Origin of the sequence: Streptomyces sp. E2N166 (assembly GCF_003671715.1) — a bacterium.
GTDB classification, from domain to species: domain Bacteria; phylum Actinomycetota; class Actinomycetes; order Streptomycetales; family Streptomycetaceae; genus Streptomyces; species Streptomyces thinghirensis.
Genome location: NZ_RAIF01000027.1, coordinates 127,726 through 153,664 on the forward strand (window position 1 = coordinate 127,726; position 25,939 = coordinate 153,664).

At 68.5% G+C, this 25,939-nt stretch carries 30 protein-coding genes and 1 pseudogene; 19 read left to right on the plus strand and 12 right to left on the minus strand.

The genetic code is table 11. The features are described from left to right. Positions 1-16: 16 nt before the first annotated feature. The 3 genes from EBH09_RS21085 to EBH09_RS21095 form a co-directional block, all read right to left on the minus strand. Positions 17-1,063 carry a hypothetical protein gene (locus EBH09_RS21085; protein ID WP_238697390.1) on the minus strand — a complete coding sequence of 349 codons (1,047 nt, stop codon included), beginning with the start codon at positions 1,061-1,063 and terminating at the stop codon, positions 17-19. Further along, positions 1,051-1,707: a hypothetical protein gene (locus EBH09_RS21090; protein WP_238697391.1), complete on the minus strand. Its 657-nt coding sequence runs from the start codon at positions 1,705-1,707 to the stop codon at positions 1,051-1,053. Before EBH09_RS21090 ends, EBH09_RS21085 begins: the two co-directional genes overlap by 13 nt. A gap of 425 nt (positions 1,708-2,132) precedes the next feature. Further along, positions 2,133-2,882, minus strand: a complete 750-nt coding sequence (locus EBH09_RS21095; RefSeq protein ID WP_121748541.1) for a hypothetical protein — start codon at positions 2,880-2,882, stop codon at positions 2,133-2,135. A gap of 581 nt (positions 2,883-3,463) precedes the next feature. On the opposite strand from EBH09_RS21095, the gene EBH09_RS21100 reads away from it, so the two are divergent. The 16 genes from EBH09_RS21100 to EBH09_RS21175 all read left to right on the plus strand — a co-directional run bounded on the left by EBH09_RS21100 (position 3,464) and on the right by EBH09_RS21175 (position 16,139). Further along, positions 3,464-4,177: a hypothetical protein gene (locus EBH09_RS21100; protein WP_121748542.1), complete on the plus strand. Its 714-nt coding sequence runs from the start codon at positions 3,464-3,466 to the stop codon at positions 4,175-4,177. Positions 4,178-4,195: 18 nt separating this feature from the next. Next, positions 4,196-5,053: a hypothetical protein gene (locus EBH09_RS21105; RefSeq protein ID WP_121748543.1), complete on the plus strand. Its 858-nt coding sequence runs from the start codon at positions 4,196-4,198 to the stop codon at positions 5,051-5,053. Beyond that, complete coding sequence (locus tag EBH09_RS21110) at positions 5,050-6,357, plus strand: ATPase, T2SS/T4P/T4SS family (protein ID WP_121748544.1); 1,308 nt, start codon at positions 5,050-5,052, stop codon at positions 6,355-6,357. The genes EBH09_RS21105 and EBH09_RS21110 overlap by 4 nt, the downstream gene beginning before the upstream one ends. A gap of 5 nt (positions 6,358-6,362) precedes the next feature. After that, positions 6,363-7,409: a type II secretion system F family protein gene (locus EBH09_RS21115; RefSeq protein WP_121748545.1), complete on the plus strand. Its 1,047-nt coding sequence runs from the start codon at positions 6,363-6,365 to the stop codon at positions 7,407-7,409. Next, the gene (locus EBH09_RS21120) at positions 7,406-8,326 is read left to right on the plus strand and encodes a type II secretion system F family protein (protein WP_193776448.1); all 921 of its coding nucleotides are present in this window, start codon (positions 7,406-7,408) and stop codon (positions 8,324-8,326) included. Before EBH09_RS21115 ends, EBH09_RS21120 begins: the two co-directional genes overlap by 4 nt. A gap of 89 nt (positions 8,327-8,415) precedes the next feature. Then, the gene (locus EBH09_RS21125; RefSeq protein WP_121748546.1) at positions 8,416-8,676 is read left to right on the plus strand and encodes a hypothetical protein; all 261 of its coding nucleotides are present in this window, start codon (positions 8,416-8,418) and stop codon (positions 8,674-8,676) included. A 38-nt stretch (positions 8,677-8,714) separates the two neighbouring features. Next, on the plus strand, positions 8,715-9,164 hold the full coding sequence (locus EBH09_RS21130; RefSeq protein WP_121748547.1) for a TadE family protein: 450 nt from the start codon (positions 8,715-8,717) through the stop codon (positions 9,162-9,164). Beyond that, positions 9,165-9,599 carry a TadE/TadG family type IV pilus assembly protein gene (locus tag EBH09_RS21135; RefSeq protein ID WP_121748548.1) on the plus strand — a complete coding sequence of 145 codons (435 nt, stop codon included), beginning with the start codon at positions 9,165-9,167 and terminating at the stop codon, positions 9,597-9,599. Beyond that, entirely contained in the window at positions 9,596-10,057 is a 462-nt protein-coding gene (locus EBH09_RS21140; RefSeq protein ID WP_121748549.1) for a pilus assembly protein TadG-related protein, read from the plus strand. Before EBH09_RS21135 ends, EBH09_RS21140 begins: the two co-directional genes overlap by 4 nt. 60 nt (positions 10,058-10,117) lie before the next feature. Then, positions 10,118-10,771 carry a hypothetical protein gene (locus tag EBH09_RS21145; protein WP_121748550.1) on the plus strand — a complete coding sequence of 218 codons (654 nt, stop codon included), beginning with the start codon at positions 10,118-10,120 and terminating at the stop codon, positions 10,769-10,771. Further along, positions 10,768-11,811, plus strand: coding sequence for a hypothetical protein (locus tag EBH09_RS21150; protein WP_345940951.1), 1,044 nt, complete (start codon positions 10,768-10,770; stop codon positions 11,809-11,811). The genes EBH09_RS21145 and EBH09_RS21150 overlap by 4 nt, the downstream gene beginning before the upstream one ends. Before the next feature lie 24 nt (positions 11,812-11,835). Next, entirely contained in the window at positions 11,836-12,162 is a 327-nt protein-coding gene (locus EBH09_RS21155; protein WP_121748551.1) for a hypothetical protein, read from the plus strand. Then, entirely contained in the window at positions 12,159-13,583 is a 1,425-nt protein-coding gene (locus EBH09_RS21160; protein WP_121748552.1) for a putative T7SS-secreted protein, read from the plus strand. Before EBH09_RS21155 ends, EBH09_RS21160 begins: the two co-directional genes overlap by 4 nt. A 194-nt stretch (positions 13,584-13,777) precedes the next feature. Next, positions 13,778-14,902, plus strand: a complete 1,125-nt coding sequence (locus EBH09_RS21165) for a hypothetical protein (protein ID WP_238697392.1) — start codon at positions 13,778-13,780, stop codon at positions 14,900-14,902. After that, positions 14,899-15,537, plus strand: a complete 639-nt coding sequence (locus EBH09_RS21170) for a hypothetical protein (protein ID WP_121748554.1) — start codon at positions 14,899-14,901, stop codon at positions 15,535-15,537. Before EBH09_RS21165 ends, EBH09_RS21170 begins: the two co-directional genes overlap by 4 nt. An 8-nt stretch (positions 15,538-15,545) precedes the next feature. After that, positions 15,546-16,139: a hypothetical protein gene (locus EBH09_RS21175; protein ID WP_193776449.1), complete on the plus strand. Its 594-nt coding sequence runs from the start codon at positions 15,546-15,548 to the stop codon at positions 16,137-16,139. A gap of 36 nt (positions 16,140-16,175) precedes the next feature. Here EBH09_RS21175 and EBH09_RS21180 read toward each other — a convergent pair whose 3' ends face one another. From EBH09_RS21180 to EBH09_RS21210, 7 genes are all read right to left on the minus strand, one after another. Then, positions 16,176-16,943, minus strand: a complete 768-nt coding sequence (locus EBH09_RS21180) for a hypothetical protein (RefSeq protein ID WP_153182694.1) — start codon at positions 16,941-16,943, stop codon at positions 16,176-16,178. A 72-nt stretch (positions 16,944-17,015) separates the two neighbouring features. Continuing rightward, positions 17,016-17,351, minus strand: a complete 336-nt coding sequence (locus tag EBH09_RS21185) for a hypothetical protein (protein WP_121748557.1) — start codon at positions 17,349-17,351, stop codon at positions 17,016-17,018. A 38-nt stretch (positions 17,352-17,389) separates the two neighbouring features. Continuing rightward, on the minus strand, positions 17,390-17,995 hold the full coding sequence (locus tag EBH09_RS21190; protein ID WP_121748558.1) for a hypothetical protein: 606 nt from the start codon (positions 17,993-17,995) through the stop codon (positions 17,390-17,392). A 37-nt stretch (positions 17,996-18,032) separates the two neighbouring features. Beyond that, entirely contained in the window at positions 18,033-18,428 is a 396-nt protein-coding gene (locus tag EBH09_RS39115) for a hypothetical protein (protein ID WP_238697393.1), read from the minus strand. A gap of 26 nt (positions 18,429-18,454) precedes the next feature. Further along, positions 18,455-20,035 (minus strand): WXG100 family type VII secretion target, encoded by a 1,581-nt coding sequence (locus EBH09_RS21200; RefSeq protein WP_121748559.1) that lies wholly within the window; start codon positions 20,033-20,035, stop codon positions 18,455-18,457. Positions 20,036-20,136: 101 nt separating this feature from the next. Next, a complete protein-coding gene (locus EBH09_RS21205; protein ID WP_121748560.1) occupies positions 20,137-20,328 on the minus strand; it encodes a DUF397 domain-containing protein in 192 nt (63 codons plus the stop codon). A gap of 8 nt (positions 20,329-20,336) precedes the next feature. Continuing rightward, complete coding sequence (locus EBH09_RS21210; RefSeq protein ID WP_193776450.1) at positions 20,337-21,155, minus strand: helix-turn-helix transcriptional regulator; 819 nt, start codon at positions 21,153-21,155, stop codon at positions 20,337-20,339. 250 nt (positions 21,156-21,405) lie between these two features. Here EBH09_RS21210 and EBH09_RS21215 point away from each other — a divergent pair, with 250 nt between their 5' ends. Together EBH09_RS21215 and EBH09_RS21220 are read left to right on the plus strand one after the other, a co-directional pair. Further along, entirely contained in the window at positions 21,406-21,831 is a 426-nt protein-coding gene (locus EBH09_RS21215) for an ATP-binding protein (RefSeq protein WP_121748562.1), read from the plus strand. A gap of 33 nt (positions 21,832-21,864) precedes the next feature. Continuing rightward, complete coding sequence (locus EBH09_RS21220; protein ID WP_121748563.1) at positions 21,865-22,773, plus strand: hypothetical protein; 909 nt, start codon at positions 21,865-21,867, stop codon at positions 22,771-22,773. A 147-nt stretch (positions 22,774-22,920) separates the two neighbouring features. Here the strand turns inward: EBH09_RS21220 and EBH09_RS21225 are convergent, their stop codons facing one another. Together EBH09_RS21225 and EBH09_RS21230 are read right to left on the minus strand one after the other, a co-directional pair. After that, the gene (locus EBH09_RS21225; protein ID WP_238697405.1) at positions 22,921-23,928 is read right to left on the minus strand and encodes a hypothetical protein; all 1,008 of its coding nucleotides are present in this window, start codon (positions 23,926-23,928) and stop codon (positions 22,921-22,923) included. A gap of 38 nt (positions 23,929-23,966) precedes the next feature. Continuing rightward, positions 23,967-24,620, minus strand: coding sequence for a hypothetical protein (locus EBH09_RS21230; RefSeq protein WP_121748565.1), 654 nt, complete (start codon positions 24,618-24,620; stop codon positions 23,967-23,969). A gap of 311 nt (positions 24,621-24,931) precedes the next feature. On the opposite strand from EBH09_RS21230, the pseudogene EBH09_RS21235 reads away from it, so the two are divergent. Further along, a pseudogene (locus EBH09_RS21235) lies at positions 24,932-25,939 on the plus strand (hypothetical protein); the annotation flags it as partial.

The window sequence follows — 25,939 nt, forward strand, 5'->3', positions numbered from 1 at the left end:
CCTGCTCCTAACCTGGTCAGCGGTTGATCGACTGAATTTCCTGGACGACGACCTCTTGGTCGTTGCCGAAGGTCCCGTCGGGCAGGTCGCCGCCCGCGCCGCCGCTGCCGGTCCAGGCGACCTCCCAGGTGACCGTGGCCTGGAGCTTGAAGGTGCCGTCTCCCGAGGAGCGGAGATACTTGATGCCGCAGGGCGGGTTCTGGTCGGCCTTGCCCTTGGCGTACGGCTCCCCGATCGAATCGTCGTCGTTGATCGTGCACTCGCCGGAGGCGGGATAGGTCTCGGCGTCCGGTGTGCCCGGCTCCAGTTTGAGCGAGACGGGGGTGGCAGTGGTGGTGGCCTGGATGTTCACGCCGCCGACGTCGAGCGACGCCGTGACCGACACCTCGTCGAATTCCGCCTTGTCGAGCCAGGCCCAGGTGGGAAGGTTGACCTTGGTCGCGTCGGCCGGGGCGAGAGCGACCGCGGTGTCGGGGACCTTGATCCTGGCGTAGGCGAGCTGGGCGAGGATCTCTGGAGTGACGGCGTTCTCGACGTTCGGCGCTTCCCCGTTCTCGACCCAGAACGTCTGGGTGTCACACGCGAAGGCCGCCGGGTCGCCCGCTTCGGCGCGCTTCTCGTCCCGGACGGAGTCCCACCAGATCCCTTTCCCGGCCTCCTTCTTGTTGAAGTCCTCGTAAGGCTCACCGTTGATGTAGTGGTCCTGCGAAAGCCGGTACGCCTCACCCACTCCGCTGGCGTGAGGTATGTCCCAGCGCTCGCGGAACTCGTCGGCGAACTCGTCCGGAGTCCACTTGGGCTCGTACCAGCAGGCCGGTGGGCTCCAGTCTTCCGAGGGCGTGAATCCACCAGGCGTGTCCGTTCCGTCTCCGCCGGTCGAACCGGTGAAGACGATGCGTGATTCGAGTGTCTGGCCCCCGTCCTTGTCGTTGTTGCCCTCGACATCGAACTGGGACCCGCCGGGATCCTTGGCGAACGCGGTGCCGGCCGTGGCGAGCACGCACGTGGCTGCCAGAGCCCCCGCCGTCGTCGCTATGAGCCGGGCCTTCCTCACTGCACGCATGTCTCGCTCCCCCGTACAGAAGTACCGTCGGTCGTCTGCCAGACGCCCTGTTCCGTCTTCTCCAGCCGGGTGTTGTACAGCACGTAGGAGTCGTCAGTGGCCGGAGCCTTGTCGACCTTTCCGGTCTTGCGGTCCTTGTTGTAGGCCTTTGTCTCGTCGGCACAGAAGGAGACACCCGCGGACTTCTCGTCGAAGAGTTCGACCTTGGGATTGAAGTACCGGGTGGTGCCGGTGTACGTGATTCCGGCATCCAGCCACTTCTGCACCCACTTCACGGACGTGGTGAGTGCTTTGCCCTCGTAGTAGAAGGTCAGACCCGGAGTGTCCGTCTTGCCCTGGGTGATGGCATGGTTCATGGCGGTCTGCGCTCGCGCGGCGTCGGACAGGACGGCGTCCTTGGCCGCGTCGCCCGTCTCCCACTTCTCGAAGACGTCCTCGACCCCCTTCGGAAGCGTGATCTCCGGGCGGTCGGCGGAGCCCGACGCGGCGGTGCTCGGCGCTGTGGCCGCAGGAGAGCTTTCGGTGTCCGCACCGGCGATCTTGTCGTTGTCCTGGGACTTGTCGTCCCCGCCTCCGCAGGCCGTGAGGAGCAGCGCTGCCGTTGCAGCGAATGCGGTGGCAACGGGCAAAGAACGGCGCTTCACAGTGGGCTCCCCGTGGGACAAAGATTCGGTCAAGAGGTCTGACGGTAGTGCTGGGGTTGTCGGTTTCGCCAGAGCGAACTTCCCTGAAAAGGCGGACAATGCCGGGCGTATCGCGCACCATGTGGGAGTGGTCGTGTCCTGCCTGTGTCCTGATCGGTGACGGTTCAAGACACACGCACTCGGCCCGGTCGTCGGTCGCACGACGCTCAGCCGTCTCGACGTGTGCACTCCGTCAGGTGTGGGGGCGCCAGGGCTTCTGTCGGCAGAACTGAATGGAGCTATGTCTTTCGGGCCGTGGGGACGTCGGCGGTCAAGTGAACGCTCCCTTGAGTGCTCCCGCGATCGCCGTCGCGCCCGCCGCGATTCGCAGGGCGTTGACCCGGGAGCGCGCGTGTCGGTCCCCGTGCGTGCGTCAGATGTTCGGCTCACCCCAGCTTCCCGTTCTGCGCCTCCACCACAGCCGCCGGCAGCTTCGCGTCGCTCGGCCTGGCGTTGGCGATGGCGCTGCCGTCGACCGAGAAGTACACGGCGAGGACGTCGCCGCTGCGCACGGCCTGGGTGTGCACGGTGTGGGTGACGCCGCGGAACGTCAGCGTGGAACGGAACCCGAGGGACTCCTCACCGGCCGCCGCCACGGGCTTCTCGGCGGTCACCGAGTCGTACGCGCTCGTGTTCTCCTCGGACTTGGCCGTGAAGCCGCCACCGCAGGCGTCCACCGCCTTCGACAGACCGGACATCGCGGACTCGGCGCCGCCGGACTCGTACGCCGTAAGCGTTACGTACGTGAACGCGCCGATGTTCGCGCCGCCGCTGTCGATGACGCGCGTGAGGTCGGCCTGGGGTTCGCCGAGGGGGAGTTGGTTCATGGCCAGGGCCAGCGGGGTGCAGGCGGGCTTGTCCACCGTGACCTCCTTGGCGGACTTGGCGAACACGAACTCGCCCTCGGGTTCCGTGACCTTCCTGTCGCCGGGGGCGTCCGCCTGCGTGATGGCGAGCTGCTTCAGCCGCTCCTCCGGCGTCGCCTGCTTCTCCTGCTGTTCCTGCTGTTCCTGCGACGCGGTCGCCGCCGGCTTGCCCGCGTCCGAACCGGAGCCGGAGTTCCCGCCGCAGGCGGTGAGCGCGGCGAGGGAGAGCAGGGAGAGGGCGGAGAGGGCTGCCGTGGTGGGTCGGTTCATGGGGTTCCTCGGTGTGTGGGGGAGAGGGGGCGGCAAGGAACGCTCCGGGTCCGGGCGGTGACTGTCAGAGGCCCGAGCTCCTCCCCCAGGGGTGGTGTCCTCGTGCTGCTGCCCCGGGTCACTGATCCGAGCGAAGATCATGGCATGGGGGATCCGGTCTCCCCGGGCTCTCTCGTGAGTGAATCGTGCAGGCATCATGGCCGCACCGTGACGAACGGCACCCGAAGGGTGTCTCGGCGTATTGGTTCGTGATTCGCGAGCGCACAGTCCAGTTGCCCGGTCACCAGGCGGTGCTCAAGCGGGCTCTTGATGTGTGAAGTTGCAGATGGGTAATGGTGGCGGGGCGGTGCGTCAGAGGGCGGGCGCGCCTTGAGGGGCTTATGCGCTGCTGGTACGGTGCGATGGCTTGACACTCGCCTTCAGCGCTCGGTATTCGCCCAGGTCGGACAGGTAAGTCGGGGGATGCCCCTGGACGCCACCAGTCAGGCAGTGACGGGTGAAGTGTCTGAATTTGCAGGTTATTCCGCGTACTTGAGAAGTACGTGACAGTCGGTTTTCTTGGTTGTACGGGGAGCGGTTGCGTGAAGATCCAGGAGCGTACGGGGGCGGGCGCGGGACGTTCCGCGGCTCCGGTTCAGCCGTCGGTCGGTGACCGGCTTCCCAGCCCTCCTCGCGAGCGCAAGCCGGCGCTGGCCGCGCTGGCGGTGCTGCTGATCCTGCTGGGCGCGCTGGGCGCGACGACGTTGGTGCTGCGGGTCGGGGACCGGGTGGAGGTCATCCAGCTGACCGGTCAGGTCCCGGCCGGCTCGGCGATCACCAAGGACAAGATCAAGCCCGTGATGGTGAGCGACGACTCGGGCGCCGACTTCGTGCCGTGGTCGCAGTGGGAGTCCCTCAAGAAGCTCCAGGCCAAGTCCACTCTCTACCCCGGCACGGTGGTCGTGGGGCAGATGTTCGGCGGCAAGGCGGGCATGGAGCAGGGCAAGGCGTACGTCGGTCTGGCTCTCAAGGAGGGCCAGTACTACGACGACATCAAGAACGGTGACGTCGTTGCCGCCTACCGGGTCGGCTCCGGTTCCGCCGGCGACTCGTCGGACAAGGACTCCTCGTCGTCCGCCTCCGACAACTCCCTCATCGCGAACACCCAGGTGCACAACGTCAAGAGGGGCGGCGACGCGACCGTGAGCACGGGCAGCCTCTCCGTCACCCTCCTCGTCGACGAGGGCGACGCGGCGGCCCTCGCGTCGGCGGCCTCCGCCGGCGAAGTGGCCCTCGTGCGCGTCCCCGGCAAGTAGAAGGCGACCGAAGCAGCCATGGCCCTCATCGCCCTCGCCGCCGACAAGGGTTCCCCCGGCGTCACCACCGCGGCCGTCGCCCTCGCGGCGGTCTGGCCGCGCCGCGTCCTGCTCGCCGAGACCGACCCGGCGGGCGGCGACCTGGTGTACCGGTCCGCAGCCGCGCACGGCGGCCCGCTCAACCCCAACACCGGCATGCTGTCGATCGCCGCCACCGCTCGGCGCGGTCTCGTGCCCGACCAGCTCTGGGACCACGTACAGCCGCTCAGCGGCGGCCTCGAAGTCCTCGTCGGCCTCGGCAACTCCGAGCAGGCCGCCGGTCTCGCGGGCCTGTGGCCCACCCTCGGCCGGGCCTTCGCCTCCCTCGCCGACTCCCCGAACGCGCCCGCCGACGTCATCGCCGACTGCGGCCGCGTCAGCGGGGACACCCCTGCCGCGGAACTGTTCCCGCACGCCGCGCTCGTACTCCTCATCTCCCGTACCGAGCCGGAGGCCATCGCCCGCGTCCGCGACCGCGCCGCCGCCCTCTCCAGCAAGCTGCACGGCGGCCCGCGCGGCGCCGCGAGCCTCGGCATGCCGATGATCGGCGTCGTGCTCGTCGCCGACACGAACAACGCCGCCAAGCTCTCGGGCCAGGTCAACGACATGCTCGTGCACGCCCAGACCGGTGCCCGCGTGGTCGGCACGATCGCCGACGACCCGGCCGGCGCCGACCAGCTGGCCGGACGCAAGCGCGGGCGGCTGGAGAAGTCGCTGCTCATCCGCTCCGCCCGCAAGGTCACCTCGGACCTGTACCAGCAGTTCGGCGCCGCCTGGTCCGTGCCCACCGGACCCGCCGGCACCGGCATGACCGGCCACGCGGGGGCCGGCCGATGACCGCTGTCGACCACTCGTTGGTCAAGCGGTTCCGGCAGGACGCCGGCGACCGCATCTCCGAGCAGCGCCGCCAGGACCAGGTCAGCGGCGTCACGCCGATGTCCACGGAGGACGAGCGGCAGTACGCGCGCGCCGTCATCGCGCAGATCCTGGAGGAGTACGCCCGCGCCGAGATCAACGCCGGGCGTACGCCGCTGGACGCGGAGACGGAGGAGCAGTACGCCGCCGCCGTGCACGCCGCGCTGTTCGGCGTCGGGCGGCTCCAGCCGCTCCTCGACGACCCCGAGGTCGAGAACATCGACATCAACGGCTGCGACCACGTCTTCGTCGGCTACTCCGACGGACGCGAGGAGCGCGGCGAGCCGGTCGCCGAGACCGACGAGGAGCTCATCGAGCTGATCCAGATCCTCGGCGCCTACTCGGGTCTGTCGTCCCGCCCCTTCGACTCCGCCAACCCGCAGCTCGACCTCCGGCTGCCGGACGGTTCGCGTCTGTCGGCGGTCATGGACGTCGCCCGTCGCCCGGCGCTGTCCATCCGCCGCGCGCGCATGGGCAAGGTCTTCATCTCCGACCTGGTCGGCAACGGCACCCTCGCCCCCGAACTCGGCCACTTCCTGGCCTGCGCGGTGCGCGCCCGCAAGAACATCATGATCGCGGGCGCCACGAACGCCGGCAAGACGACGCTGCTGCGTGCCCTCGCCAACGAGATCCCCCCGCACGAGCGGCTCATCACGGTCGAGCGAGCCCTGGAGCTCGGCCTCGACACCTTCCCCGACCTCCACCCCAACGTGGTGGCGTTCGAGGAGCGGCTGCCCAACTCCGAGGGCCAGGGCACGATCAGCATGGCGGAACTGGTCCGCCGTTCCCTCCGTATGAACCCCTCCCGCGTCATCGTCGGTGAGGTGCTCGGTGACGAGATCGTGACCATGCTGAACGCGATGTCGCAGGGCAACGACGGCTCGCTGTCCACGATCCACGCCAACAGCTCGCACGAGGTCTTCAACCGTATTTCGACGTACGCCCTCCAGGCCACGGAGCGGCTGCCGATCGAGGCCAGCCAGATGCTGGTGGCCGGCGCCGTCAACTTCGTCGTCTTCATCCAGCGGCGCAACAACTTCCAGAGCGGCGGACGGCTCCAGCGCATGGTCACCTCGGTCCGCGAGGTGAACGGCGTGGACGGCCGCGTGCTGTCCAGCGAGATCTTCGCGGAGACGCCCGACGGCCGGGTCGTACCGCACGCCCCCATAGCCTGCCTGGAGGAACTCATCGCCTACGGCTACCGGCCCAACGGAACGTGGGGGTGACGGAAATGACGAAGCCCACGACCCTGGCCGCGCTGGACTCGCTCGGCTCCATGGGCGGCCTGTTCTCCACCACGGTCCTGTACGCGCTCGGCTGCGGCGTCGCCGTCGGCGGCGGACTCGCCCTCCTCCTGGTCGCCGTACGCGGACTGCCCGCCAAGCCCGAGCACGAGAAGCGCCAGGCCAGCGAGCGGGCCAACGAACTGATCCGCTGGGCGGGCCGGCGCGGCTCCCTGGCGGCCATCGTCGGCCTCGTCGTCCTGCTCCTCACCCGCTGGGCGGTGCTGGGCATCGCGGCCGGCATCCTCGTCTTCTTCTGGGATCGCCTCTTCGGCGGCGCCGCCGAGGAACGCGCCGCCATGAAGCGGGTGGAGGCCCTCGCCTCCTGGACGGAGTCGCTGCGCGACACCATCGCGGGCGCGGTCGGCCTCGAGCAGGCCATCCCGGCCTCGGCCCGCGCCGCCGCCCCGGTCCTGCGCCCGCACCTGGACGCCCTGGTCGACCGGCTGCGCTCCCGCACGCCGCTGCCCGAGGCGCTCCAGCACCTCGCCGACGAGATCGACGACGCTTCCGCCGACATCATCGTCGCCGCGCTGATCCTCAACGCGCGGCTGCGCGGTCCGGGCCTGCGCCAGGTGCTCGGCGCGCTCGCCAAGTCGGCGCGCGAGGAGGTCGACATGCGCCAGCGCGTGATGGCCCAGCGCGCCTCGACGCGCCGTTCCGTCCAGATCGTCGTGGCGGTGTCGGTCCTCTTCGTCCTCGGCCTGTCCATCTTCAACCGGGACTTCGTCGAGCCGTACGGCTCGCCCGTGGGCCAGCTCGTACTGGCCTGCGTGTGCGGCCTGTTCGCGCTGGGTTTCTGGTGGATGCGCAAGTTGTCGACCATCGAGACGCCCGACCGCTTCCTGGTCCGGGACGGCTCCGACGTGCAGTTCGTGCGCCCCCGCACACCGGGTCAGTCGGGCCGGCCCGGTCAGCCGGGTCAGCCCGCGCAGCGGCTGCCGCAACCGTCCCAGCCGTCGCAGGCGTCTGGTGACGAGGGGGTACGACGATGAACCTGACAATGCCGGTACTGGTCGGCGCCGTCATCGGCCTGGGCGTCTACGCCCTGGTCCGTGCCCTGATGCCGAGCAGACGGAGCCCGATCCAGCAGGTCGCACGGATCGACGCGATGCGGGCACGGGGAGCGGCGTACGAGTCGAACCGCGTGGCGAAGGACACCAGTCGCCTCGGCTCATTGCGCGCCCAGGTCGGCGCACGCGTCGCCGAGTTGTACCTGCAGCAGGGCTGGGAACTGCGGTCGCTGCGCGCGGACCTGGCGGTGCTGGACCGCAGCTGGGAGAAGTTCCTGGCGACGAAGGCGCTGCTGGCCGCGGGTGGTCTGTTCTTCGGTCCGTTCCTGTTCGCGATCGTCTGGACGCTGGGCTTCGGCAGCAGCCCGATCATCCCGGTCTGGCTGGCCCTGCTCTGCGCGGCGCTCTTCTTCTTCCTCCCTGACCTGGAGGTGCGCCGGGACGCCGCCGACAAGCGCCGTGACCTGCGGCGCGTGATCGGTGCGTACCTGGACCTGGTCTCCATGAGCCTGGCCGGCGGACGCGGTCTGCCCGAGGCCCTGATGGCGGCGGCGGAGGTGTCGGACGGCTGGGCGACCCACCGCATCCGCAACGCCCTGTCCGACGCGCGCATCACGGGCATCAGCCAGTGGCAGGCGCTGGGGCAGCTGGGCGAGGACCTGGGCGTCGAGGAGCTCAAGGACCTCTCCGCCTCGCTCGCCCTGGTGGCGGACGACGGAGCCAAGGTCCGCGAGTCCCTCTCCTCCCGCGCCGAGACCATGCGGCACCGCGAGCTCGCCGAGATCGAAGGCAGCGCGGGTGAGAAGTCCCAGTCGATGCTCGTGGCCCAGCTTCTGCTGTGCGCCGGGTTCCTGGTGTTCCTGATCTATCCGGCGGCGATGCGGGTGTTTCAGGTGTGACGCAGCTTTCGACGCAGCTTTCTCAGCTTCGCTTCAGCAGCTCCGAGCCGCTTCGCTCCCAGAACTGATACGAGAGGACAGAACCCACCATGAACGGACGGAACTTCCGGACCGGCACCACGGGCGTCGTACCCGTGGACTTCCTGATCACTTTCCTGCGGGCCCGCGTGGACCGCGCCCGCTCCGGCGAGCTGGACCGCGGCGCGTCCGCGGTCGAGTGGGTCATCATCTCCGCGGTCGTCGTGGCGATCGTCGGCGTGGTGGCCGCCATCATCAACGCCGCGCTCAGCGAGGGTGCCAACAAGGTCGGCGACTGCATCAAGGGCGCGGACGCGGGCAGCACCTGCTGACCGCGGGTACGGGTTCCGCTGCTACGGGGAGTACGGGGGTGTCAGTGCGCGTACGTGGTTGGGTGCGCCGCCGCGTGGAGGCTGCCTCCGCGCGCGGCGATTCCGGCATGACCGCGATCGAGTTCGTTCTGCTCACGCCGGTCCTCTTCTTCATGATCTTCGCGACGGTGCAGTTCGGGCTGTACTTCTTCGCCGACCACGTGGCACAGGCCGCGGCCCAGGCGGGCGCGCGCAAGGCCCGCGCGACGGCCGACGCCCAGCCCGGCGGCTGGCGGGGCGAGGCGCAGGACGTGGTCGACAGCTACATCCGCCAACTGGGCCCCCAGTTGGTCCTGTCACCGGACGTGAAGATGCTCCAGCCGGAACAGGACACGGTCGGCGTGGAGATCACGGCCCGCATCCCGACGGTGTTCCCGGGTCTGGACCTGACGGTGCACGCGCAGTCGATGGGACCGGTGGAGCGGTTCGTGCAGGAGGGGGAGAACTAGATGGACCTCTCCCGCATCACCTCCCGCCTGCGACAGGCCGGGGCCGGCGACCGGGGCCTGTCCACCATCGAGGTGGTGATCCTGGCCCCCGTGATGATCCTCTTCATCCTCGTCCTCGTGGCCTTCGGCCAGCTGGTCGACGGCCGCGGCGCCCTCGACGGCGCGGCCCGGGACGCGGCCCGCGCGGGCTCGATCCAGAAGGACCACGGCACGGCGATCGCGGAGGCGAGGAGGGCGGCCGAGTCCAACCTGGCGGATGTCTGCTCCGGCCCGGTCTCCGTCGTCCAGAAGAGCGCCGGCTTCGAACCCGACACCCTCTTCACGGTCGAGGTGAGCTGCGAGGTACGGGGCCTGGGCTCGCTCGGCCTCAACATCCCGACGACCCTCTCGGCGAGCTTCAGCTCCCCGCTGGACCCGTACCGGAGGACGGCGTGAGATCCCTCGCACGCGAGTGGCTCGCGGACCGGAGCGCCCGGCTGGACGACCGGGGCTCGGGCGCCGGCGCGGTCATCATCTTCGCCCTCGTCTTCCTCTCCCTGTCGGCCTTCGTCATCGACGGCGGCATGTCCATCTCCAAGCGCGAACGCGCCGCGGACATCGCCGAACAGGCCGCCCGCTACGCCGCCCAGGACATCGACCGCGAGGCCCTCTACGACGACGTGGGCGGCCCCGCCCCGATCAACTACGAGAACTGCGACGCGAGGGTCAAGGCATTCGCCGCGGAGATGGACATGGCCGGTCCGGACATCGCCGCGACACACTGCGTGACGGCCGACGCCGAGCAGGTGCAGGTCGAGGTGCGGCTCACCTACTCCCCCGTCTTCACGGGGATGTTCTACGGCGGCGACGTGGTCGTCCACGGTCAGGCGGTGGCGGAGAACGAGGTGGGCTGACCCGACGCCGCCCTGCCTCTGCCCGCTCCCCATCCCCCCACCAACGGAGGTACCACTCCTATGCGCACACGTACGACCACTGCCGGCGCTGCGGCCCTGACGACGGCGGTGGCCCTGTTGCTGTCCGGCTGCGGTGGCTCGGACAGCGAGGACTCAGGGAAGGACAAGATCGCGGGCGCCGATACGGGTGCTTCGGCGTCGCCTACACCTACGGCGACCGATGACGGCATCGATCGACCGCAAGTCAGCCTGCCAGAGGGCGACACCCTGGTCTTCGCTCCCGAGACCACTGGGGACGCCAAGACCGATGCCGTATTGAAGGACAACGCGGAGTACCTTCGCTCCATTGACGAGGCGATCGGCAAGCAGGACCCCAAGTCCGAGGCCGTGGCCTTCTACAGCAAGGACTCGGCCTACATCGGGTCCGTGGAGTGGATCAGCGGCTTCGTCAAGGACGGCGTCACGGTCACCGGGACGGTCCGCTACTTCGATCGCAAGGTGACCTTCAGCAAGGACGGGTCAGCCGGGCTGGTCTACTGCGCGGACGAGTCCAAGGGGTTCACCAAAGACGTCAAGACCGGCGAAGTCAACGCAACCGAGGCGACGAAGGACTCGTACGTCCTTTACAACGACCGTCTTAGGAAGAACGACAAGGGGGTCTGGCAGACGACCAAGAGCACCTCGGCACGTGGAAGCGAGGTCTGCCAGCCGTGAACCGTGTCGCCAAGACCACAGCATTGAGTGCGGCCGTCGCCCTACTGATCACCCTGCAGGTCGCGCCGCTCGCCTGGGCCGACCGCACCACCACGAGTGGCAAGAGCAAGGACGCCGAAGGCGGCCGCAACGGCAGGACCATGTACGTCCAGACCAAGGTGCAGACGACGGTCAACGGCAGCAGTAGCACTGCCAAGTCCGGCACGCTTTCGTCTGCTGACAGCAACTGGACGCCTCCGGCCTGCTGGTACGAGCCCGCCTTCTCGCCGAAGCAGATTGAGGCGACCGTCAAGTTGTGGCGGAGCATCGACGGAGTGCCGTTCATCGGGGGCGTCGGGGATTTCGTGGGCGACACGCTGGACGCTCGGTACAAGGACGGTCGCCCCTACAAGGACTACAACCTCGACAAGCAGGGCGAGGGGATGTTCTGGGCGGCTGCCGTCAACCCCAACCGCAAGGACGACCCCGAAGCCAGCGCCTGTGACAAGCCACCATTCTGGGTGGACAACGGCGATACGCCTGAAGAGCCCCTCGCCCTCACCCCCCAGGTCCTCGCCGAGTACGCCTACGACGAACTCCCGGTCCCCGGCACCGAAATCGAGATGAAGCCGGCCGGAGCGACAAAGGTCAACCTCCCCACCTGGATCTGGCTGGACAGGGCGAAGTTCAGGAAGATCTCGGTCACGGCCAGCCTCCCCGGCACGGGTCTCTCCGCGACCACCACCGCCGAACCCGTCTCCCTGCACATCGACCCGGGCACGAACGACGCCCAGACGTACCCCGCGTCCGGCGACTGCGAGATCAACGCCGACGGCAGCATCGGCGAGCCGTACGCGAAGGGCAAGGCGAACGACACCCCACCCTGCGGTGTCACCTACCTCCGCGCCTCCGGTTCCGACGGCTCATACCCGTTGCAGGCGACCGTCACCTGGAACATCTCGTGGACCAGCACCACGGGCGAGGGCGGCGACCTCCCGGAAGGCACGTTCGGCGCGACGCAGGACGTGACGGTGCAGGAGATCCAGTCGGTCAACCGCTGACACGACGGCAGGGAGGAGCAAGCCATGGGTGACCAGGAAGCGGACATCGACCGGATCCGGGAGAGTGCCCGGGCGCTGAAGCGGATCCGGGGCACCTTCGCCGAGCGCGCCAACCCGGCCGAGGGATACGGCGTAGGCGAGATCGGGTCGGAGAAGATCCTGGACGCCTTCGAGAAATTCGGCAGCAACTGGAAGATTCACCGCAGACAGCTGACCGACGAGTTGGAGAAGCTCCACGGGATCACCAAGGGCGCGGCGGACTCGTACGACAAGATCGACCACGAACTGGCCGAGGCGCTGCGCCGCACGGACGAGAAGGCCAAGGGCGGAAAGAAGGGGGACGGGAAGTGACGCGTCCCGCAACCCACCGCTGGGCCGTTCTCGACGAGGGCTCCGACCCGATACCGGGCGACCCGGAAGAGGTGGCGCGACTCGGCCGGCAGCTGCGGAAGACCGCGGAGGCCATCGAGAAGGAGGCCCGCGAGATCAAGGAGCTGGCCTCCGTCGAGAACTGGAAGGGCAAGGCCGCCACCGAGTTCCGCGGAGCGGCCGAAGGCGCCGGGGACAAGCTCCGCAAGGCGTTCAAGCGGTACGACGAGGCAGCCGACGCGCTCGGTACGAGCGTCGTGGACGGGGTGTGCAGCACCGAGTTCGCCTCGGAGCTGCACCGCGCGCAGCAGATGGCCGACAAGGCTTTGCGCGACGCGGAGACCGCGGACGGTGAGCTCGGTGCCGCCCAGCGCTCGCTCGACGGGCAGCCCGACGACACGCCGAAGGACGACCCGGACACCAAGAAGTACAAGGAGCAGAAGGAAAACGCCTCGTCGGCTCTGTCGGCGGCCAAGGACGCTCTGCGGACCGCCAAGGAGGTCCGTGACGCGGCCGCGCGCCGGGCGGCGGACGCGATCCACGACGTCATCGAGAACGACGGGCTCAAGGACGGCTGGACGGACAAGTTCAAGAACTGGGTCCACGAGAACGCTGGCTGGCTCACCCAGATTTCCAAATGGGCGGGACGTATCGCGCTGTGGGCGGGGGTGGCGGCGCTCGCTCTGGGCTGGATCCCGGTGATCGGACAGGCCATCGCGGTCGTCGCGAACGCCGTGGCCCTCCTTGCCGGCGTCGTCGCCCTCGCCACCGACCTGGTGCTGGCACTGGGCGGAGAGGGCAGCTGGAAGTCCGTGATGCTGGACGCCGTCGGGGTCGCCACCTTCGGCCTCGGGCGGGCGGCGATGGCGGGAGCCAAGGGGGTGGCCGCCGGCAGCAAGGCGCTCGCCCGGAGCAACCTCTACAAGAACGCCGTCGCCTCCGGAATGAAGTCCAACAAGGCGTGGAACCTCGCCAACCGGGGTGCTCAGGGTTCCGTCCGGGGCAAGGACGCCGCGCGGGCGATGGCCAACATGCCCAAGGGGAAGCTGCCCAGCTGGAGCAACCTCAAGGAGGGGTTCAGCCCCGTCTCCATGTACCGCGATAGCGTCGACGGCGTGAAGTCCATCGCCAACGCGTTCGCAAAGCAGGGCTGGCGGGACGGGCTCCGGGGGATGGCCGCGCCCCGTTCGGCGGGCACCCTCGATCCCGACCTGGCCAGGGCCGCCGCCGACCTCGACGGCATCGCGCCCGCCGCGACGCAGATGCCGGCGGTCAGCAGCGCGCTGGGCAACTTCTCCGGCCAGACCAACGTCTGGGCGGGGGCGACCGCCACGGGTGTGGTCGCCGGTTCCGAGGGAGCCTACGGCGCCGTCACGTCCCTGTACGACGGAGCCACGGGATGACGACCCCCGAGCCCGCACTCAGACCGGCCGCATCGCGTGGCCCCGGCCTCGAGCGGTGCCATGTCTCCCGGCTCTTCGCACAGGACGGCGAGTTGGTGCTACGCACCCGCCGTCGCACCACCCGCTACCCGGTGGGTGGAAACGGTATCGCGCGAGCGGTGTTCGTCGACACTCCCGGTGAGGACAGGGAACGCATGGGACCGACTCTCCCGGGCTCCTGGGGAGAGGTGCAGCTGCAGGACGCGGAGGGGGCGTTGATCGGCCGGTTCGACGTCGAGGACTGGCTTCCCGAGTCGCCCGTGCTGCCAAAACGGTCCGTCCAGGGCGAGCAGCTCCTCAGCCGTTCGGGTGTGGCTGGCCTGCTCAAGGCGGCGGCCATCCCCCTGCACGTGGTGCGGGACAGAAACGATCCGCTGGTGGCCCCGGGGAGCAGGGGGGCGGTGCTCGGACCGGGTGGCGACTTCCCGTCCTGGTACTGGGGCGTCCGTGCCGTCGCGGGGGGCGCGTGGTTCGCCGCGTTCACGATCGTCGTGTTCTCCGGCACCACAGCGCCCTGGGCCATCCTGCTGCTGGCCGCCACCGCCTTCGTCGCCCCCGTCGCACGGCTGGCGCTGCGCGCCTGGTCCCGGCTGCGCCTCGGACGCCACGATCCCGTCGTCCGTGAGCGCGTCAGTCCCTCGCCCGCGAAGGGCGTCGGCGCGACGGTCAGGTTCTGCCGGGACACCGAGTTGCGGGTGCAGGACAAGGACCTCGTCCTGCGTGACCTGGGCGGGCAGGAGTACTGGTTCCCGTTGACCGGCCCGCACGCGGTGACCTCGCTGGTCCGGGTGAGTGACCGCACCGGCGCCGTGATCGGGGCGGAACTGCGGGGACCGGGGGAGCAGGTGCGGGCCGTGCTCCCGTGGGCTGTTTGGTTCGGCGGCGAGACGGGAGCCGACGGGTGGGCACGGTTGCGCCGCGCCACCGGGCTGGCGGTGTCCGAACGCCGGCTGAGCGGAAAGGCCATCTGGCCCAAGGGGCCGGTACTGGGCCTGCGCCTGCTGCCCGAGTCGGGCCGGACGGCTCGCCGCATGTCGCGGTTCCCCGGGACCATCGCAGGAATGTCGTCCACGGCCGTCATGGCCTTCGGTTCCGTGTTCTCCGTGGTCCAGGGACTACGGATCACGGACTCGCACCCCTGTGTGTCGCTTGCCGCGGTGCTCATGGGAGCGGTCGGCCTGGTCCTGCAGGGCACGCCGTACGCGGCCCACCAACTACGCAGTCGCCTCCGGCTCGACCGGAGGGCCCGGGACCGGACATCCAGGGAGGATGCAACGTGACCTCTACCGGGAAGCCCGCGGGCTCCCCCGAGAATCCCGCAGCTCCTGCCGACTACCGACTGCTCCTGCCCGAGGGCTGGTTCCGGATCCTGCTCGACCCCGACCGGCGGGACAGGTCCGTCGACGCGCTGGTGGAGCGCCAGTTCCACGGCATCGACAACGCCCCGCACCTCAAGGAGGAACTACGTGCCGACCTGCGCCGCCGTGCGGCCAAGGCGCACCGCAGCGGTGGGATCGAGCTCTACCTGAGCCTCCAGGAGGTGGGTCCGTTCACCGTCCCCGCCTCGCTGCTGGTCAGCCTGGCGCCGCTGCGCCACGCCGAGCCGTTGCCCGCGGAGGACCTGGCGCGAGCCTTCGCCGAGGAAGCGAAAGAGGCGGATCCGGGCGAGGCACCGGAAATCACTGTCGAAGAACTGGCCGCGGGAACCGCGGTACGGGTCCGCAGGCTGTCGCGGCAACCCGGCGAGAACGGGCCGGACGGGGACCACGTCTCCGTCTCGGTGGAGTACCACCTGCCCGTCCCCGGCACGACGGCGTTCCTGCTGCTCACCTTCTCCACGCCCCTGGAGCCGATCGCCGACGCCATGGCCGGCCTCTTCGACGCGATCGCCGGCTCGCTGACCTGGACGGAGTGACTACCGCCATGACCACCGACGACCTGTCGAACCTCGGCCTGGAATGCTCGGAGGACTGGGTGCCGTTCCCCGTCGCCGGGCAGCTGGACCTGGGCTACTGGGCGAAGCACCAGGCGGGGAACCTAGTCGAACGGTACGAGCGCGACGGGGAGAAGGGGAATGCCCGTCTCCTTGCTCGCGACCTCAGACGCGCGGCGGCCGACAGCCGTACCCGTGAACCCCTCGGTGCCTTCGGCTGGTACATCAGCGGTCATCACACCGTCGCGGCCGTCCTCGAACTCGACGCGATCCATCCGGACGGCACCTTCCCCGAGGTCACCCTCCCGCTCCTCACCGAGCACATGTCGGCGCGCGACTTCGGTGAACCGGACGTCCGCGAGGTCCGGCTGCCACTCGGCGACGCGGTCCGCATCCGGCAGAACCTGATCGAGGAGAAGAAGCGCCTCATCGGCCCGCGCCCCGTGGTCCGCACCCTCTTCTACGGCGTCCGCCCACCGGCGACGGACGCCGCCGTCACCCTGCTGGTCTCCTGGACGGAGCCAGTACTGGACGAACCGCTGGAGGGCATCGTGGACGGCATCGCTCACACGCTGTCCCTGTGAGGCCCGAGCGGGGTCCCACCGGAAGTGCCCGGTCCTTCAGACGCCCCGCCGGACCCTGCCGTATCGCTCCTCGGCGAGGCCGGCCTCCGCTCCCAGCAGGCCGAGGGCCCTGCGGCGCCGGTACCCGGAGAGCGCGCCGCTCACCGCGCCGGTGGCGATCGAGGCGGCCGAGAGGTAGGTCAGCTCCCGCTCCGGACTCGGGTTCTCGGGGCGGCTCAGCCGCGCTCCGGCATCGTCCAAGGGGTCGGCGAAGACCCGGGTGTGGTCTCCCGGCCGGAGGCGGCAGTCGCCGAGGGTCGTCTCCAAGGGCCGCGCCCCTGGAGCGGGGCCCACCTCACGCAGGGCGCAGTGAGGGGTCCCGCGCGAGGCGGGCTCGTCCCTGGAGACCACGACGACATCCGCCCAGCGGCCACGCTCGATCAGCACCGAGGTGTGAACGGTGACGGCCGCGCCGAAGAAGAGAAAGAGGCCGCCGAGGACGATCAGAACGACGGGGCCGGGCCGACTGCCGTAGTGCGCGATCTCGGGCAGTAGAAGAAACAGCAGGCACGTCGCGGACGTCACCAGCAGCGGCCACAGCAGTGCGCCACCGACTGTTGCGGGGACGGCGAGGAGGAGCAGGGGCGGCAGCCAGGCGGGCACGCTCACCGCGAACGCGGCGCACAGCACGGCGGCGCGCGGCAGGGCGGGGATCCGGCGGGTGAGCCGCCCGCTGAGACGGTGCGGGGCTCGGGGCGTGGCCCGCTTGGGGTGGAGTCGCCGCATCCGGTCGCGGTACTCGTCCTGTGTCATCTGCGTTGTCATCCGCCCGTGCTCCGGCAGGAGGACCCGGGCCGGTGCGGTACCCCGGTCGCGACACGGACCGACACCGTCACGTCACGTGCCGCCGCCACCCTTGCCGCCCCGCTTGTCCTCCGTCTTCACGGCCTCGTTGACCTGCTTCGTGAGTTCGTCGTCGAGCTTCTTGAACTCGCGGACGACGGCGTCCGACATGTCGCCGAGCGCGTCGAGCTGCTGGGTGATGTCCTCGCGGCCGTCCTCCCAGTTGGACTCGAAGTCGCCGAGGGCGTCGTTGACGCTGCCGTCGCCGATGTCGTCCTTGTACGACTCGAAGAGCTTCTTGGTGTGGTTCAGCCGCGTCTTGAGGGACCGAAGCCGGCGCCCGTAGTCCTCCAGCTCGGTCAACGGCAGCGCGAGGTCGCTCTTGCCCATGGCGCGGAGTCCTCTCTGCAGGCTCGGGTCGGGTCGGTTCAGACGAAACGGAAGGTGCTGGTCACGGCATCGAAGATGTCGTGGAACGCCTCGGCGAGGTCCAACACCGGGCTGGCCCCGGAGACGAGCACGACCTGGTCGGTGGTTCCCGGTACGGGGATGTACGTCTGCGTCAGCACCATACGCAGGGTACGACTGTCGCCCTGAGCGACGGGCACGTCCTCGACGCCGTACGTCCGCGCGGCCGTGCCCACTTCGGGAACGTCGACGGTCGTGACCTTGCGCCAGGCGTCGCCCTCGCGTCGCGGGGTGATCGTACGGAGGCTCTCGGCGATGGCCCGGGGGTCGGTGGATAGGGCGACGCCCTGCTTGTTCTTGGCGCCGAGGACGGACACGGTGACGGTCGCGGAGAGCGGGACGCCGTCGAAGTTCTCGGCCATACAGCCCATATAGAGGGCGCCGGAGTCGTGGGCGTCCTTGGCCATTTTGCGGAGTGTTGCGGTCAGGTCCGTGCGGAACGGGGCCAACTCAGGGGACTCTCGCACCCGTTCGTCCACCAGTGTCCGTACCGTCGCTTCACGCCCCTCCGGGCGGATGTCGAACTCCCACCAGGAGTCTGGAACGGCCAGTGAGAAACTCGGCATCACAACCACTGTCTCTTTCTGAATATTTCGTGAACGACTAACCGAGGTCCATTCCTAGATCCTCTGTAGCGATCTCGGTGAGTCTGCTGTCCGGTACCGTAGGGGGCGAATAGTTCAAGTCTCTGATCCGCGTGAGGAATTTCAGGGGGAGGGCGACATGGTGAGTTGATACGTAATGCGAAAGATCTCCGCGCCAGATCCATTCGCCATCTGTGTAGAGCGAGCCGATGCCGGTCAACAGTGGTCCATCAGGATCCAGCACGTCAGGCCCGGCGCTCATCTCGCTCCATAGTCCTGTTCCATTCATGAGGTAGGAAACAATGTCCGACTCGTCCGGCTCACCAAATGGTCGCATCGCATCTTTGATCGAGCCGTCCACCGGCAACCCCCAGCCGGGAGACAGTTCTGCGAAGAAGCCTGCGGGGCGAATCATTGGAGCTCCTCGTTGTCGCGGCTCGCTCAGACCATGGGGAGGAAGGTGAGCCATACCCCACCGTCTTTGATGTGAGGGGTGAACGGGCCCGCCCCGAAGCTGGGGACACCTACCGCGTTGGTCGGCGCCTTGACTGGCACGCCAAGGGAATTGGCCATGTTCTGGATTACTTCTGGCTGGGCGGAGCCCGAATGACAGGTAAGCATACGTACGGGTTCACCGTTGTAACCGGGCGTACGGTTGATCGTATCAAGGACATGATTGGGGTGAACGTCGTGTCCACCCGCTCTCTGTCCTGCACGGTTCACTTGTCCCGCGACCATCCGCCCGTCGGTCGTGCCATGAATAATCACGTCTTGATATCCAGGGAGCCGCTCTGCGACATCGAAATTCCGCAGGGTCGCTGGATCGTATCCAATCGCGGTTGCCCCCGGCTTGTGGTAAATGGGCATGTCGGAGGGTAGGGCATCATCAGCGCGTCGGCCCGGAGGGCCGACTCGTGGAGAGTCCGCTTTCCACCATCGACTCTTGCCCATCATGCTGAATAGTGAGAAACGTACGTTCCTCAAGTTGCGGACTCCATCCGCCAGATTCTTCAGGCCTCCGCCTATGCCTCCCATGAAACCGGAACCGAGAGCACGTAGGCCGCCCGCCTTCCAGAGTTTGCCGAGTTTCGCGAGACTTGTGAATCCTTTGGTCGCGGGTATGCAGTCCAGCGCCGCCCATAGGAGGTCGCCCCAACCCGCTTCACCTTTGACGACTTTTCTTATCGTGTCGGCCATCACCACAAGCGCCGCCGCGAAGACCAACCACCCCAGTGGTCCACCGACGATCATCACGATGATCCCGGCGATGGCCACGACCCACTTGCAGATGGTGACGATCTCGTCCCAGTGGTCGGAGACCCAGTCGCCGATCTCCTCCCACCAGTGCCGGTTCGGGATACCGGCGTCGGAGGCCTCCTTGAGCTTGGTCACCGTCCGTCGGGCCGCCTCCTCGCGGAGGCCCTTCGCCTGACCGGCCAGCTTCTTCGCAGCGTCCAGGGCGCTCTGCGCGCTTTCGACGTTCCGTTCGGCCGCGGCCTGGCGGGCGTTCGCGTGCTGGGCGTCGCGGGTGGCGCGGCGGACGTCGGCCTCATCCGGTTTCGGGACGTCTTTGCCGCCGCTCCTGGCGGGGTCGTAGGAGTCCACCTTCTCGGTCGCGGTGCGGACCCAGTCGTTGGCTCCCGACAACGCCGTCTGCGCGGTGGTGAGTTCCTCATGGGCCTTGCGGCCATCGCGCAGCGCCTTGTCGGCCTTCTCCTGTGCGTCCTGTAGATCGGGCCAGAAGGTGGCCAGCGCGTCTCCGGCGAGGGCGTACGACTTCTTCAGCTTGCGCAGCTTCTTCGGGGCGTCCTCGAACTCCTCGGCGAACACGTCCGCCGTCTTGCCCGCCCAGGAGAGGATCTCCTCCTCCTTGGCGATGCCCTTGAGGTCGCGCAGGACGTCGGACACGTCGTCGGCGAAGTCGTGCAGGGTGCCGGCGAGTTTGCGAATGCGGTCCGGGTCGCCCGGCGTCGGATCCTTCTCCAGGTCCAGTACATGCCAGTCCGTCGGCCTGTGCGACACCGTGTTCTCCCCCGTACACGTGCGATGCCTACCGCTTGGAACGCGCGTACGAACTTATCGCATGTGCTGTCGCACCGTGTGCTGGGTGGGGCGGGATCAGGTCAGGTGGAGACCGTCTTGAGGCTCTGGACCAGGGCGGTGAAGGATCCGACCTGGACGGTCAGCATGCCCTTGGACGGGTCCTTCGAGTCGCGTATCGCGACGCGGGTCCGCAGAGTGGCTATCTCCACGCAGGTGTTGCCGTCACCACCGCCGGAGTACGAGGACTTCCGCCAACTCACGGTCTCGGTCATGACGCGCCTCAAAGTTCCTTCGCCAAGCGGTGGATGAAGTCTCGTGACGCCGCAGGGGTCAGCGACGCCTTCTCCACCTTACGGAACAGTGTTCGAAGCTGCTTCAGTTGAGGTTCTGCGTCGATGAAGGCTGTCCCGGTGGGGAAGTCCCGGAGCACGGTGTCCAACTGGGCCACGGGTCCACAGGCGTGCATCATCGAGGCGTCGGCACCGGCGAAGCCGTCCTGGGTGGTGGGGATGACGCGTACGGTGGCGTGACCTGCTTCGATCCGTTCCAGGACCTGACGGAGCTGTGCCTGAGCCACCTGACGGTCGGCCACTCGGACGCGTAGGGCGAACTCGTGGATGATCGTCTCGTACGGCGTCGGGTCGTCACCCTCAATCACCGAGCGCCGTCGCATTCGGTGCTCCACCCGTGGGATCAGTTCGCTTCCGGGTAGCCCCGGCATCATGTAGGTGTACACCGCGCGGGCGTAGTCGGCGGTCTGAAGCAGGCCAGGAACATGCGTGATCACGATCTCGCGCAGGGCCGTCGCATGGTGTTCGACTTCGGCGGTGTCCGAGAACACCGGAGGCAGCACGCCTCGGTACTCCTCCCACCATCCACGGGTGCGGTCGGTCGCCATGGCCACGAGGGCCTCGATCAGTCCTTCGTCCGTGCAGGCGTAGTGAGCGGCCAGACGACGTACCCGTTGGGCGCTCACACCCGCGACCCCGGACTCGATCTGGCTCATCTGGACTGAGTCGGCTCCCAGTAGCTCGGCTGCTTCCTTGGACTTCATGCCCATCGCCTCGCGCAGTTTGCGCAGCTCAGCGCCCAATCGCATCCTGCGGGCCGTGAGATGCCTCTTCGGCGGCAAACCGACGCCTCCTGGTTCCAACTACTCGGCTCAAGTACCTCGTTCGAGCGTCAGAATACGGCAGCCACTTGTAACTTCCTAAAACTAGGAAATACCTTCGGTGATGTGACGCACACAGTGCGGCACTGTCTTGCGCCGGAAGTGCACCGTTTCGTCACGCTCTGACGGTGCGGCGATGCCACCGGTCACCGTCCCCTTCGCCGAGTGGAGTTCAGCCATGCCCGAAAGCCCGCCGACCGACCCGGCCGCCCCCTGGGAGTACACCCTCTACATCCCGAACGACCTGCGCGCCGTCACCGTTTGCCGCCGCACCCTCCGGCTGATCCTCACCATGCACGGCCTGATCCGCCTCGTGGACACCGCCGAGTTGGTCGCGACCGAGCTGGTCTCCAATGCCGTACGGCACACCAAAGGCCCCGCCGCGCTCCGGGTGCGGTGGACGGCCGGCGTGCTGCGGATCGGGGCGTGGGACGCCGACCCGGAACCGCCCGAGCCGCCGGGGAGGGTGCAGGCGCTCGTCGATGCGGAGGAGGGGCGGGGGCTCGCGCTCGTGCGGGCGTGCGCGGACGTGTGGGGGTGGCAGCCGCTGGCCAGGGGCGGGAACCGGGGCAAGTACGTGTGGTGTGACCTTGTCGCGGCGTAGTGCGTTTATCTCGTCGTACAGGAAGGAGGGCTGATGGTCAGTTCTTCGCACGAGGCGCTGCACTGGGTCTTTCAGAAGGACCCGGCGCTGCTGACGCGGGCGTTCCAGAGCGTGCTGCGCGTTCCGTTCCCGGAACCGCGTGACTTCGCGGTCCTGAACGCCGATGTCACCGAGATCGAGCCCGTCGAACGGCGTGTGGACACGCTGATGCGGGTGGATACGGACGAAGGCACGTACCTCCTCGTCGTCGAGGCGCAGGGGAAAAGGGACGAGGGTAAGCGCGGGAGCTGGCCGTACTACCTCTCGTACTTGTACGCGAAGTACGGCTGGGAGCCGGTGCTCGTCGTGATCACGCAGAACAGCGCGACGGCGCGCTGGGCGGCGCAGCCCATTCGGCGGGGCCTACCCGGCTGGCACTCGATGACGGTGCGACCGCTGGTGATCGGCCCGGACAACGTGCCGGTGATCGCGAATGAGCGGGAGGCCGAAAGGGACGTTCCACTTGCCGTCCTGTCGGCCATGACGCATGGGCAGGGCACCAAGGCCGCCGCCATACTTAAACCGTTGGCTTTCGCTCTGCGGACTGTCGACGCCGAGAGTGCGGCGGTGTTCGGACAGCTCATCGAATCGTGTCTGGGTGATTCCCAGGCCAAGGAGATCTGGAGGGAACTGATGTCGGAGGTCCGCTACTTCTTCAACAGTTCGGTGGCCGAGAAGGTCCGCGAGGAGGGCCGTGAGGAGGGCCGTGAGGAAGGCCGTGAGGAAGGACGGGCCGAGGACCGTTCCGAGACCACGCTGGAGATTCTGGAGTGGCGGAACATTCCGGTGTCCGACGCAGTCCGAGAGCGGGTGCTTTCCTGCTCCGATCTGAAGCAGCTCAAGATGTGGTCCCGGCGGGCGTTCCACGTCATGCGCGCGGAAGATCTGTTCACGGAGGGGTAGGACTGAGACGCCACGAGAGATCCGCCGGCACTTCTTTCGCAACCCGGTGGCCGAGAGGGTTCGTCAGGAGGGCCGGGTCGAAGGCTCCTGGATCAGCTCAAGTCTGGGCTCAGCGGGCGATGACGGTGGATCGGGCCCAGGACCCGTTCAGCGGTTGATGGACTGGATCTCCTGGACTTCCATGTCCTGCGTCGTCTCGAAGGTGCCGTCCGGCAGGTCGCCCGCGGCTCCGCCGTTGCCCTCCCAGGAGATCTCCCAGGTGACCGATGCCTCCAGCTGGTACGGCTCCCCGTTCGACGCGCGGAGGTAGCGGATGCCGCAGGGCGGGGCCTCGTCGGCCTTGCCCTTCGTGTACGGCGTACCGATGGAGCCGTCGGCGTTGATCTCGCAGTCGCCGGAGGCGGGGAACGTCTCCGCGCCGTCCGTGCCGGGTTCCAGGTGGAGGGCGACGGGCTTCGCGGTCGTCTCGGCCCCCAGGCCCGTGTTGGGCAGTTCGGCGCGGACCTTGACCTCCTTGAAGGTGCCCTTGTCCAGCCAGACCCAGATGGGGAGGTTGACGGTGGACTTGGCTGCCGGCTTCGCCTCAATCTTGGTCGAAGGGACCTCGACCTTGTCGTAGGCGTACTCGGCGAGGATCTCCGGGGTCGGAGCGTTCGGCACATCGGGGATCTCGCCGGCGTCCTGCCAGAACATGAGCCTGTTGCAGAGGGACGTGTCGTCGAGAGCGGAGAGGCTCGGGGCGACTCCGCGCCAGAAGAACCCCTTCTCTCCGAGGTTGTAGTCCTTGTAGCCCGTCACGGACGACGGGGTGCCGAAGTAGTTGGTGGCGGCCTTGTCGTCCTTGAAGTGGTCGGTCCACAGTTCGGATCCGTACCACCCCTGGCGGAGACTGACGTCACCGCCACCGTCGGTCTCCGCGAAGTCCTTCAGTGACTCGGGCGTGAATACGGGTTCGTACCAGCATGGTGGGGGCTCCCAGTTGGCGTCGGTCGACGCCAGGTTGCCCCGCCGCCCGCCGGTGGGGCCGCTCACCTGCGTGATCTTGATGCTCGTGTGCTGTGCCGAGGCGGTCAGTTCACTGCCCTCGGCTTCGCCTCTCGTGCCGGAACCGCCGAAGGCGTGGGCAGGAGCGGAACAGCAGACTGCGGTGACCAGTGACGCTGTGAGCACGGGCAGCCCTTTGTGACGGGCCCTCACTTCGCGCACTCGCCCCGCTCCGAGCGGACGGACGCGTTCTGCCACACGCCCTGGCTGCTCTTCCTGAGCGTGACCAGGTAGTACACCTCGGGATCCATGTCCGCGGGATTCCCTTCGACCTTGCCGGTCTTCCGGTGCTTGGTGTACGCGTCACTCTCGTCCGTGCAGTAACCGAGAGACGCCGTCGTGCCGCCGTCGAGCACGGTGGCCTTGGGGTCGAAGACCGGCAGCTTGCCGATCACCGTCACGTTCTTGTCCGTGTACGACTTGATCCACTTCTTGCTCTGCGAGCGGCCGGAGTCGGTGTCGTAGAAGGCAACGGCCTCGCTGTCGGGATCGTTGGCGATGATCGCGGCGTACCCCGCCCGGAGCTCTTCCTTGGCGTCGTTGAGCACGGCCTGCTGCTGAGCGTCGCTGCTCGTCCAGTCATGGAAGGTCAGTTGGAAGCTACTGGGAAGCTTGATCACTGGTCGCTCGACGCCGGGCGTCGTTGAAGAGGATGCCGAAGCCGACGGCGCGGAGCTGCCCGTCCCCGCCCCCTTGATGTTGTCCGAAGACGAGTCGTCGCCGCCTCCGCCGCAGGCGGTCAGGAGCAGGGCCGCTGTCGCGGTGAAGGTGGCGGCGGTGGTCGTGAGGGCGCTGCGGGCCACGGTTGGTCCCCCGGGGTACGGCGTGTGCGACAGGGCACGAGGCCATCAGGGCGAGGTGCAGGGGCCCTGGGCGGTTTCTGGGGATTGTGTGGGGGGCGTGAAGGGTGACCGACGTGGGGTCGACGTCATGGGACAAAGGCCGTAAAGGGGGTCGAGGGCGCGACGGCGTCTCGCGGTGGCCCTTCGACGGTGTCGGTGTGAGTCCATAAGATCTCTGTAGGCTCAGCACACCCCTCATACCGGACGCTCCAGCCGCCCTCCACATACGTCCACACACACCCACACACGACACACGACCCGGGAAACCCGCCATGCCTCGACGCCGCACCACCAGCTCGTCAAGCTCGACGGGCTCGACGGGAAGTTCGCCGGCTCCGAGGAACCGGACGCCCCAACCGGTGCGGGTGCGGCGGCGGTCGTTCGGGGACTTCGTCAAGGCGTTCCTCGCCTTCGTGATGCTGCTCGTACTGGTCGTCGGGGTGCCCCTGGCGCTGGCCATGAACGCCGGGTGGCCGTTGCCCAACGGTGCGCCCGGCCTCGACTGGCTCCAGCGCGAGATCACCGTGCAGACCTTCCTGCACATCCTGACCGTCGTCGTCTGGTTCGCGTGGGCGCAGTTCACCGCCTGCGTGCTCGTCGAGGTCAAGGCCGCGCTGTCCGGTGTCGGGGTGCCGGGGCGGGTGCCCGGGTCCGGGCCCAGTCAGCTGCTCGCCCGGCAGCTCGTCGCCGCCCTGCTGCTCGTCGGCGCCACCGCGGCGAGCCTCACGCCGGGACTGTCGCAGCTCGGGCAGAGCCTGGAAGGGAACCAGCAGCCCTCCGTCGCCGCCGCCCAGCAGACGCCGGGACTCTTCGCCCAGCAGCAGGAGCAGGCCGCCGGTACCGCGAACGCCCTCGCCGAGCAGGCCGGGCAGGCCGCGGCCCGTGCCGACAGCGGCTCCGCCGCGCACGGCGACACGAAGTACTACCGGATCCAGCCGCCCGAGGGACGCCACCACGACTCCCTCTGGGAGATCGCCGACCGGCACCTCGGTGACGGGCGCAGGTACAAGGAGATCTTCGAGCTCAACAAGGACCGCGTGCAGCCGGACGGGTCCAAGCTGTCCGAGGCATCCCTGATCCGGCCCGGGTGGATCATGGAGATGCCCGGCGACGCCCGCGGCGGCGAGCTCGTCGAGTTGCCCGACGAGGCGCCGAACGTCTCCGAGCAGGTGCAGCAGCAAATCAGCGACTACGCGCAGACCGGCGACCAGGCGCAGGGCAGCGGCGGAGCCGGCGCCGGCTCCGGAGGCGGTGCCCAGGGCGGCGGTGACGCCCAGGTC

What these genes read in the sequence shown, in the direction of transcription:
- EBH09_RS21085 (WP_238697390.1), bottom strand. Translation starts at nt 1,063, where the DNA reads ATGCGTGCAGTGAGGAAGGCCCGGCTCATAGCGACGACGGCGGGGGCT.
- EBH09_RS21095 (WP_121748541.1), bottom strand. Translation starts at nt 2,882, where the DNA reads ATGAACCGACCCACCACGGCAGCCCTCTCCGCCCTCTCCCTGCTCTCC.
- EBH09_RS21105 (WP_121748543.1), top strand. Translation starts at nt 4,196, where the DNA reads ATGGCCCTCATCGCCCTCGCCGCCGACAAGGGTTCCCCCGGCGTCACC.
- EBH09_RS21110 (WP_121748544.1), top strand. Translation starts at nt 5,050, where the DNA reads ATGACCGCTGTCGACCACTCGTTGGTCAAGCGGTTCCGGCAGGACGCC.
- EBH09_RS21115 (WP_121748545.1), top strand. Translation starts at nt 6,363, where the DNA reads ATGACGAAGCCCACGACCCTGGCCGCGCTGGACTCGCTCGGCTCCATG.
- EBH09_RS21120 (WP_193776448.1), top strand. Translation starts at nt 7,406, where the DNA reads ATGAACCTGACAATGCCGGTACTGGTCGGCGCCGTCATCGGCCTGGGC.
- EBH09_RS21125 (WP_121748546.1), top strand. Translation starts at nt 8,416, where the DNA reads ATGAACGGACGGAACTTCCGGACCGGCACCACGGGCGTCGTACCCGTG.
- EBH09_RS21135 (WP_121748548.1), top strand. Translation starts at nt 9,165, where the DNA reads ATGGACCTCTCCCGCATCACCTCCCGCCTGCGACAGGCCGGGGCCGGC.
- EBH09_RS21145 (WP_121748550.1), top strand. Translation starts at nt 10,118, where the DNA reads ATGCGCACACGTACGACCACTGCCGGCGCTGCGGCCCTGACGACGGCG.
- EBH09_RS21155 (WP_121748551.1), top strand. Translation starts at nt 11,836, where the DNA reads ATGGGTGACCAGGAAGCGGACATCGACCGGATCCGGGAGAGTGCCCGG.
- EBH09_RS21165 (WP_238697392.1), top strand. Translation starts at nt 13,778, where the DNA reads ATGGGACCGACTCTCCCGGGCTCCTGGGGAGAGGTGCAGCTGCAGGAC.
- EBH09_RS21175 (WP_193776449.1), top strand. Translation starts at nt 15,546, where the DNA reads ATGACCACCGACGACCTGTCGAACCTCGGCCTGGAATGCTCGGAGGAC.
- EBH09_RS21180 (WP_153182694.1), bottom strand. Translation starts at nt 16,943, where the DNA reads ATGACAACGCAGATGACACAGGACGAGTACCGCGACCGGATGCGGCGA.
- EBH09_RS21185 (WP_121748557.1), bottom strand. Translation starts at nt 17,351, where the DNA reads ATGGGCAAGAGCGACCTCGCGCTGCCGTTGACCGAGCTGGAGGACTAC.
- EBH09_RS21190 (WP_121748558.1), bottom strand. Translation starts at nt 17,995, where the DNA reads ATGCCGAGTTTCTCACTGGCCGTTCCAGACTCCTGGTGGGAGTTCGAC.
- EBH09_RS39115 (WP_238697393.1), bottom strand. Translation starts at nt 18,428, where the DNA reads ATGATTCGCCCCGCAGGCTTCTTCGCAGAACTGTCTCCCGGCTGGGGG.
- EBH09_RS21205 (WP_121748560.1), bottom strand. Translation starts at nt 20,328, where the DNA reads ATGACCGAGACCGTGAGTTGGCGGAAGTCCTCGTACTCCGGCGGTGGT.
- EBH09_RS21210 (WP_193776450.1), bottom strand. Translation starts at nt 21,155, where the DNA reads ATGCGATTGGGCGCTGAGCTGCGCAAACTGCGCGAGGCGATGGGCATG.
- EBH09_RS21215 (WP_121748562.1), top strand. Translation starts at nt 21,406, where the DNA reads ATGCCCGAAAGCCCGCCGACCGACCCGGCCGCCCCCTGGGAGTACACC.
- EBH09_RS21220 (WP_121748563.1), top strand. Translation starts at nt 21,865, where the DNA reads ATGGTCAGTTCTTCGCACGAGGCGCTGCACTGGGTCTTTCAGAAGGAC.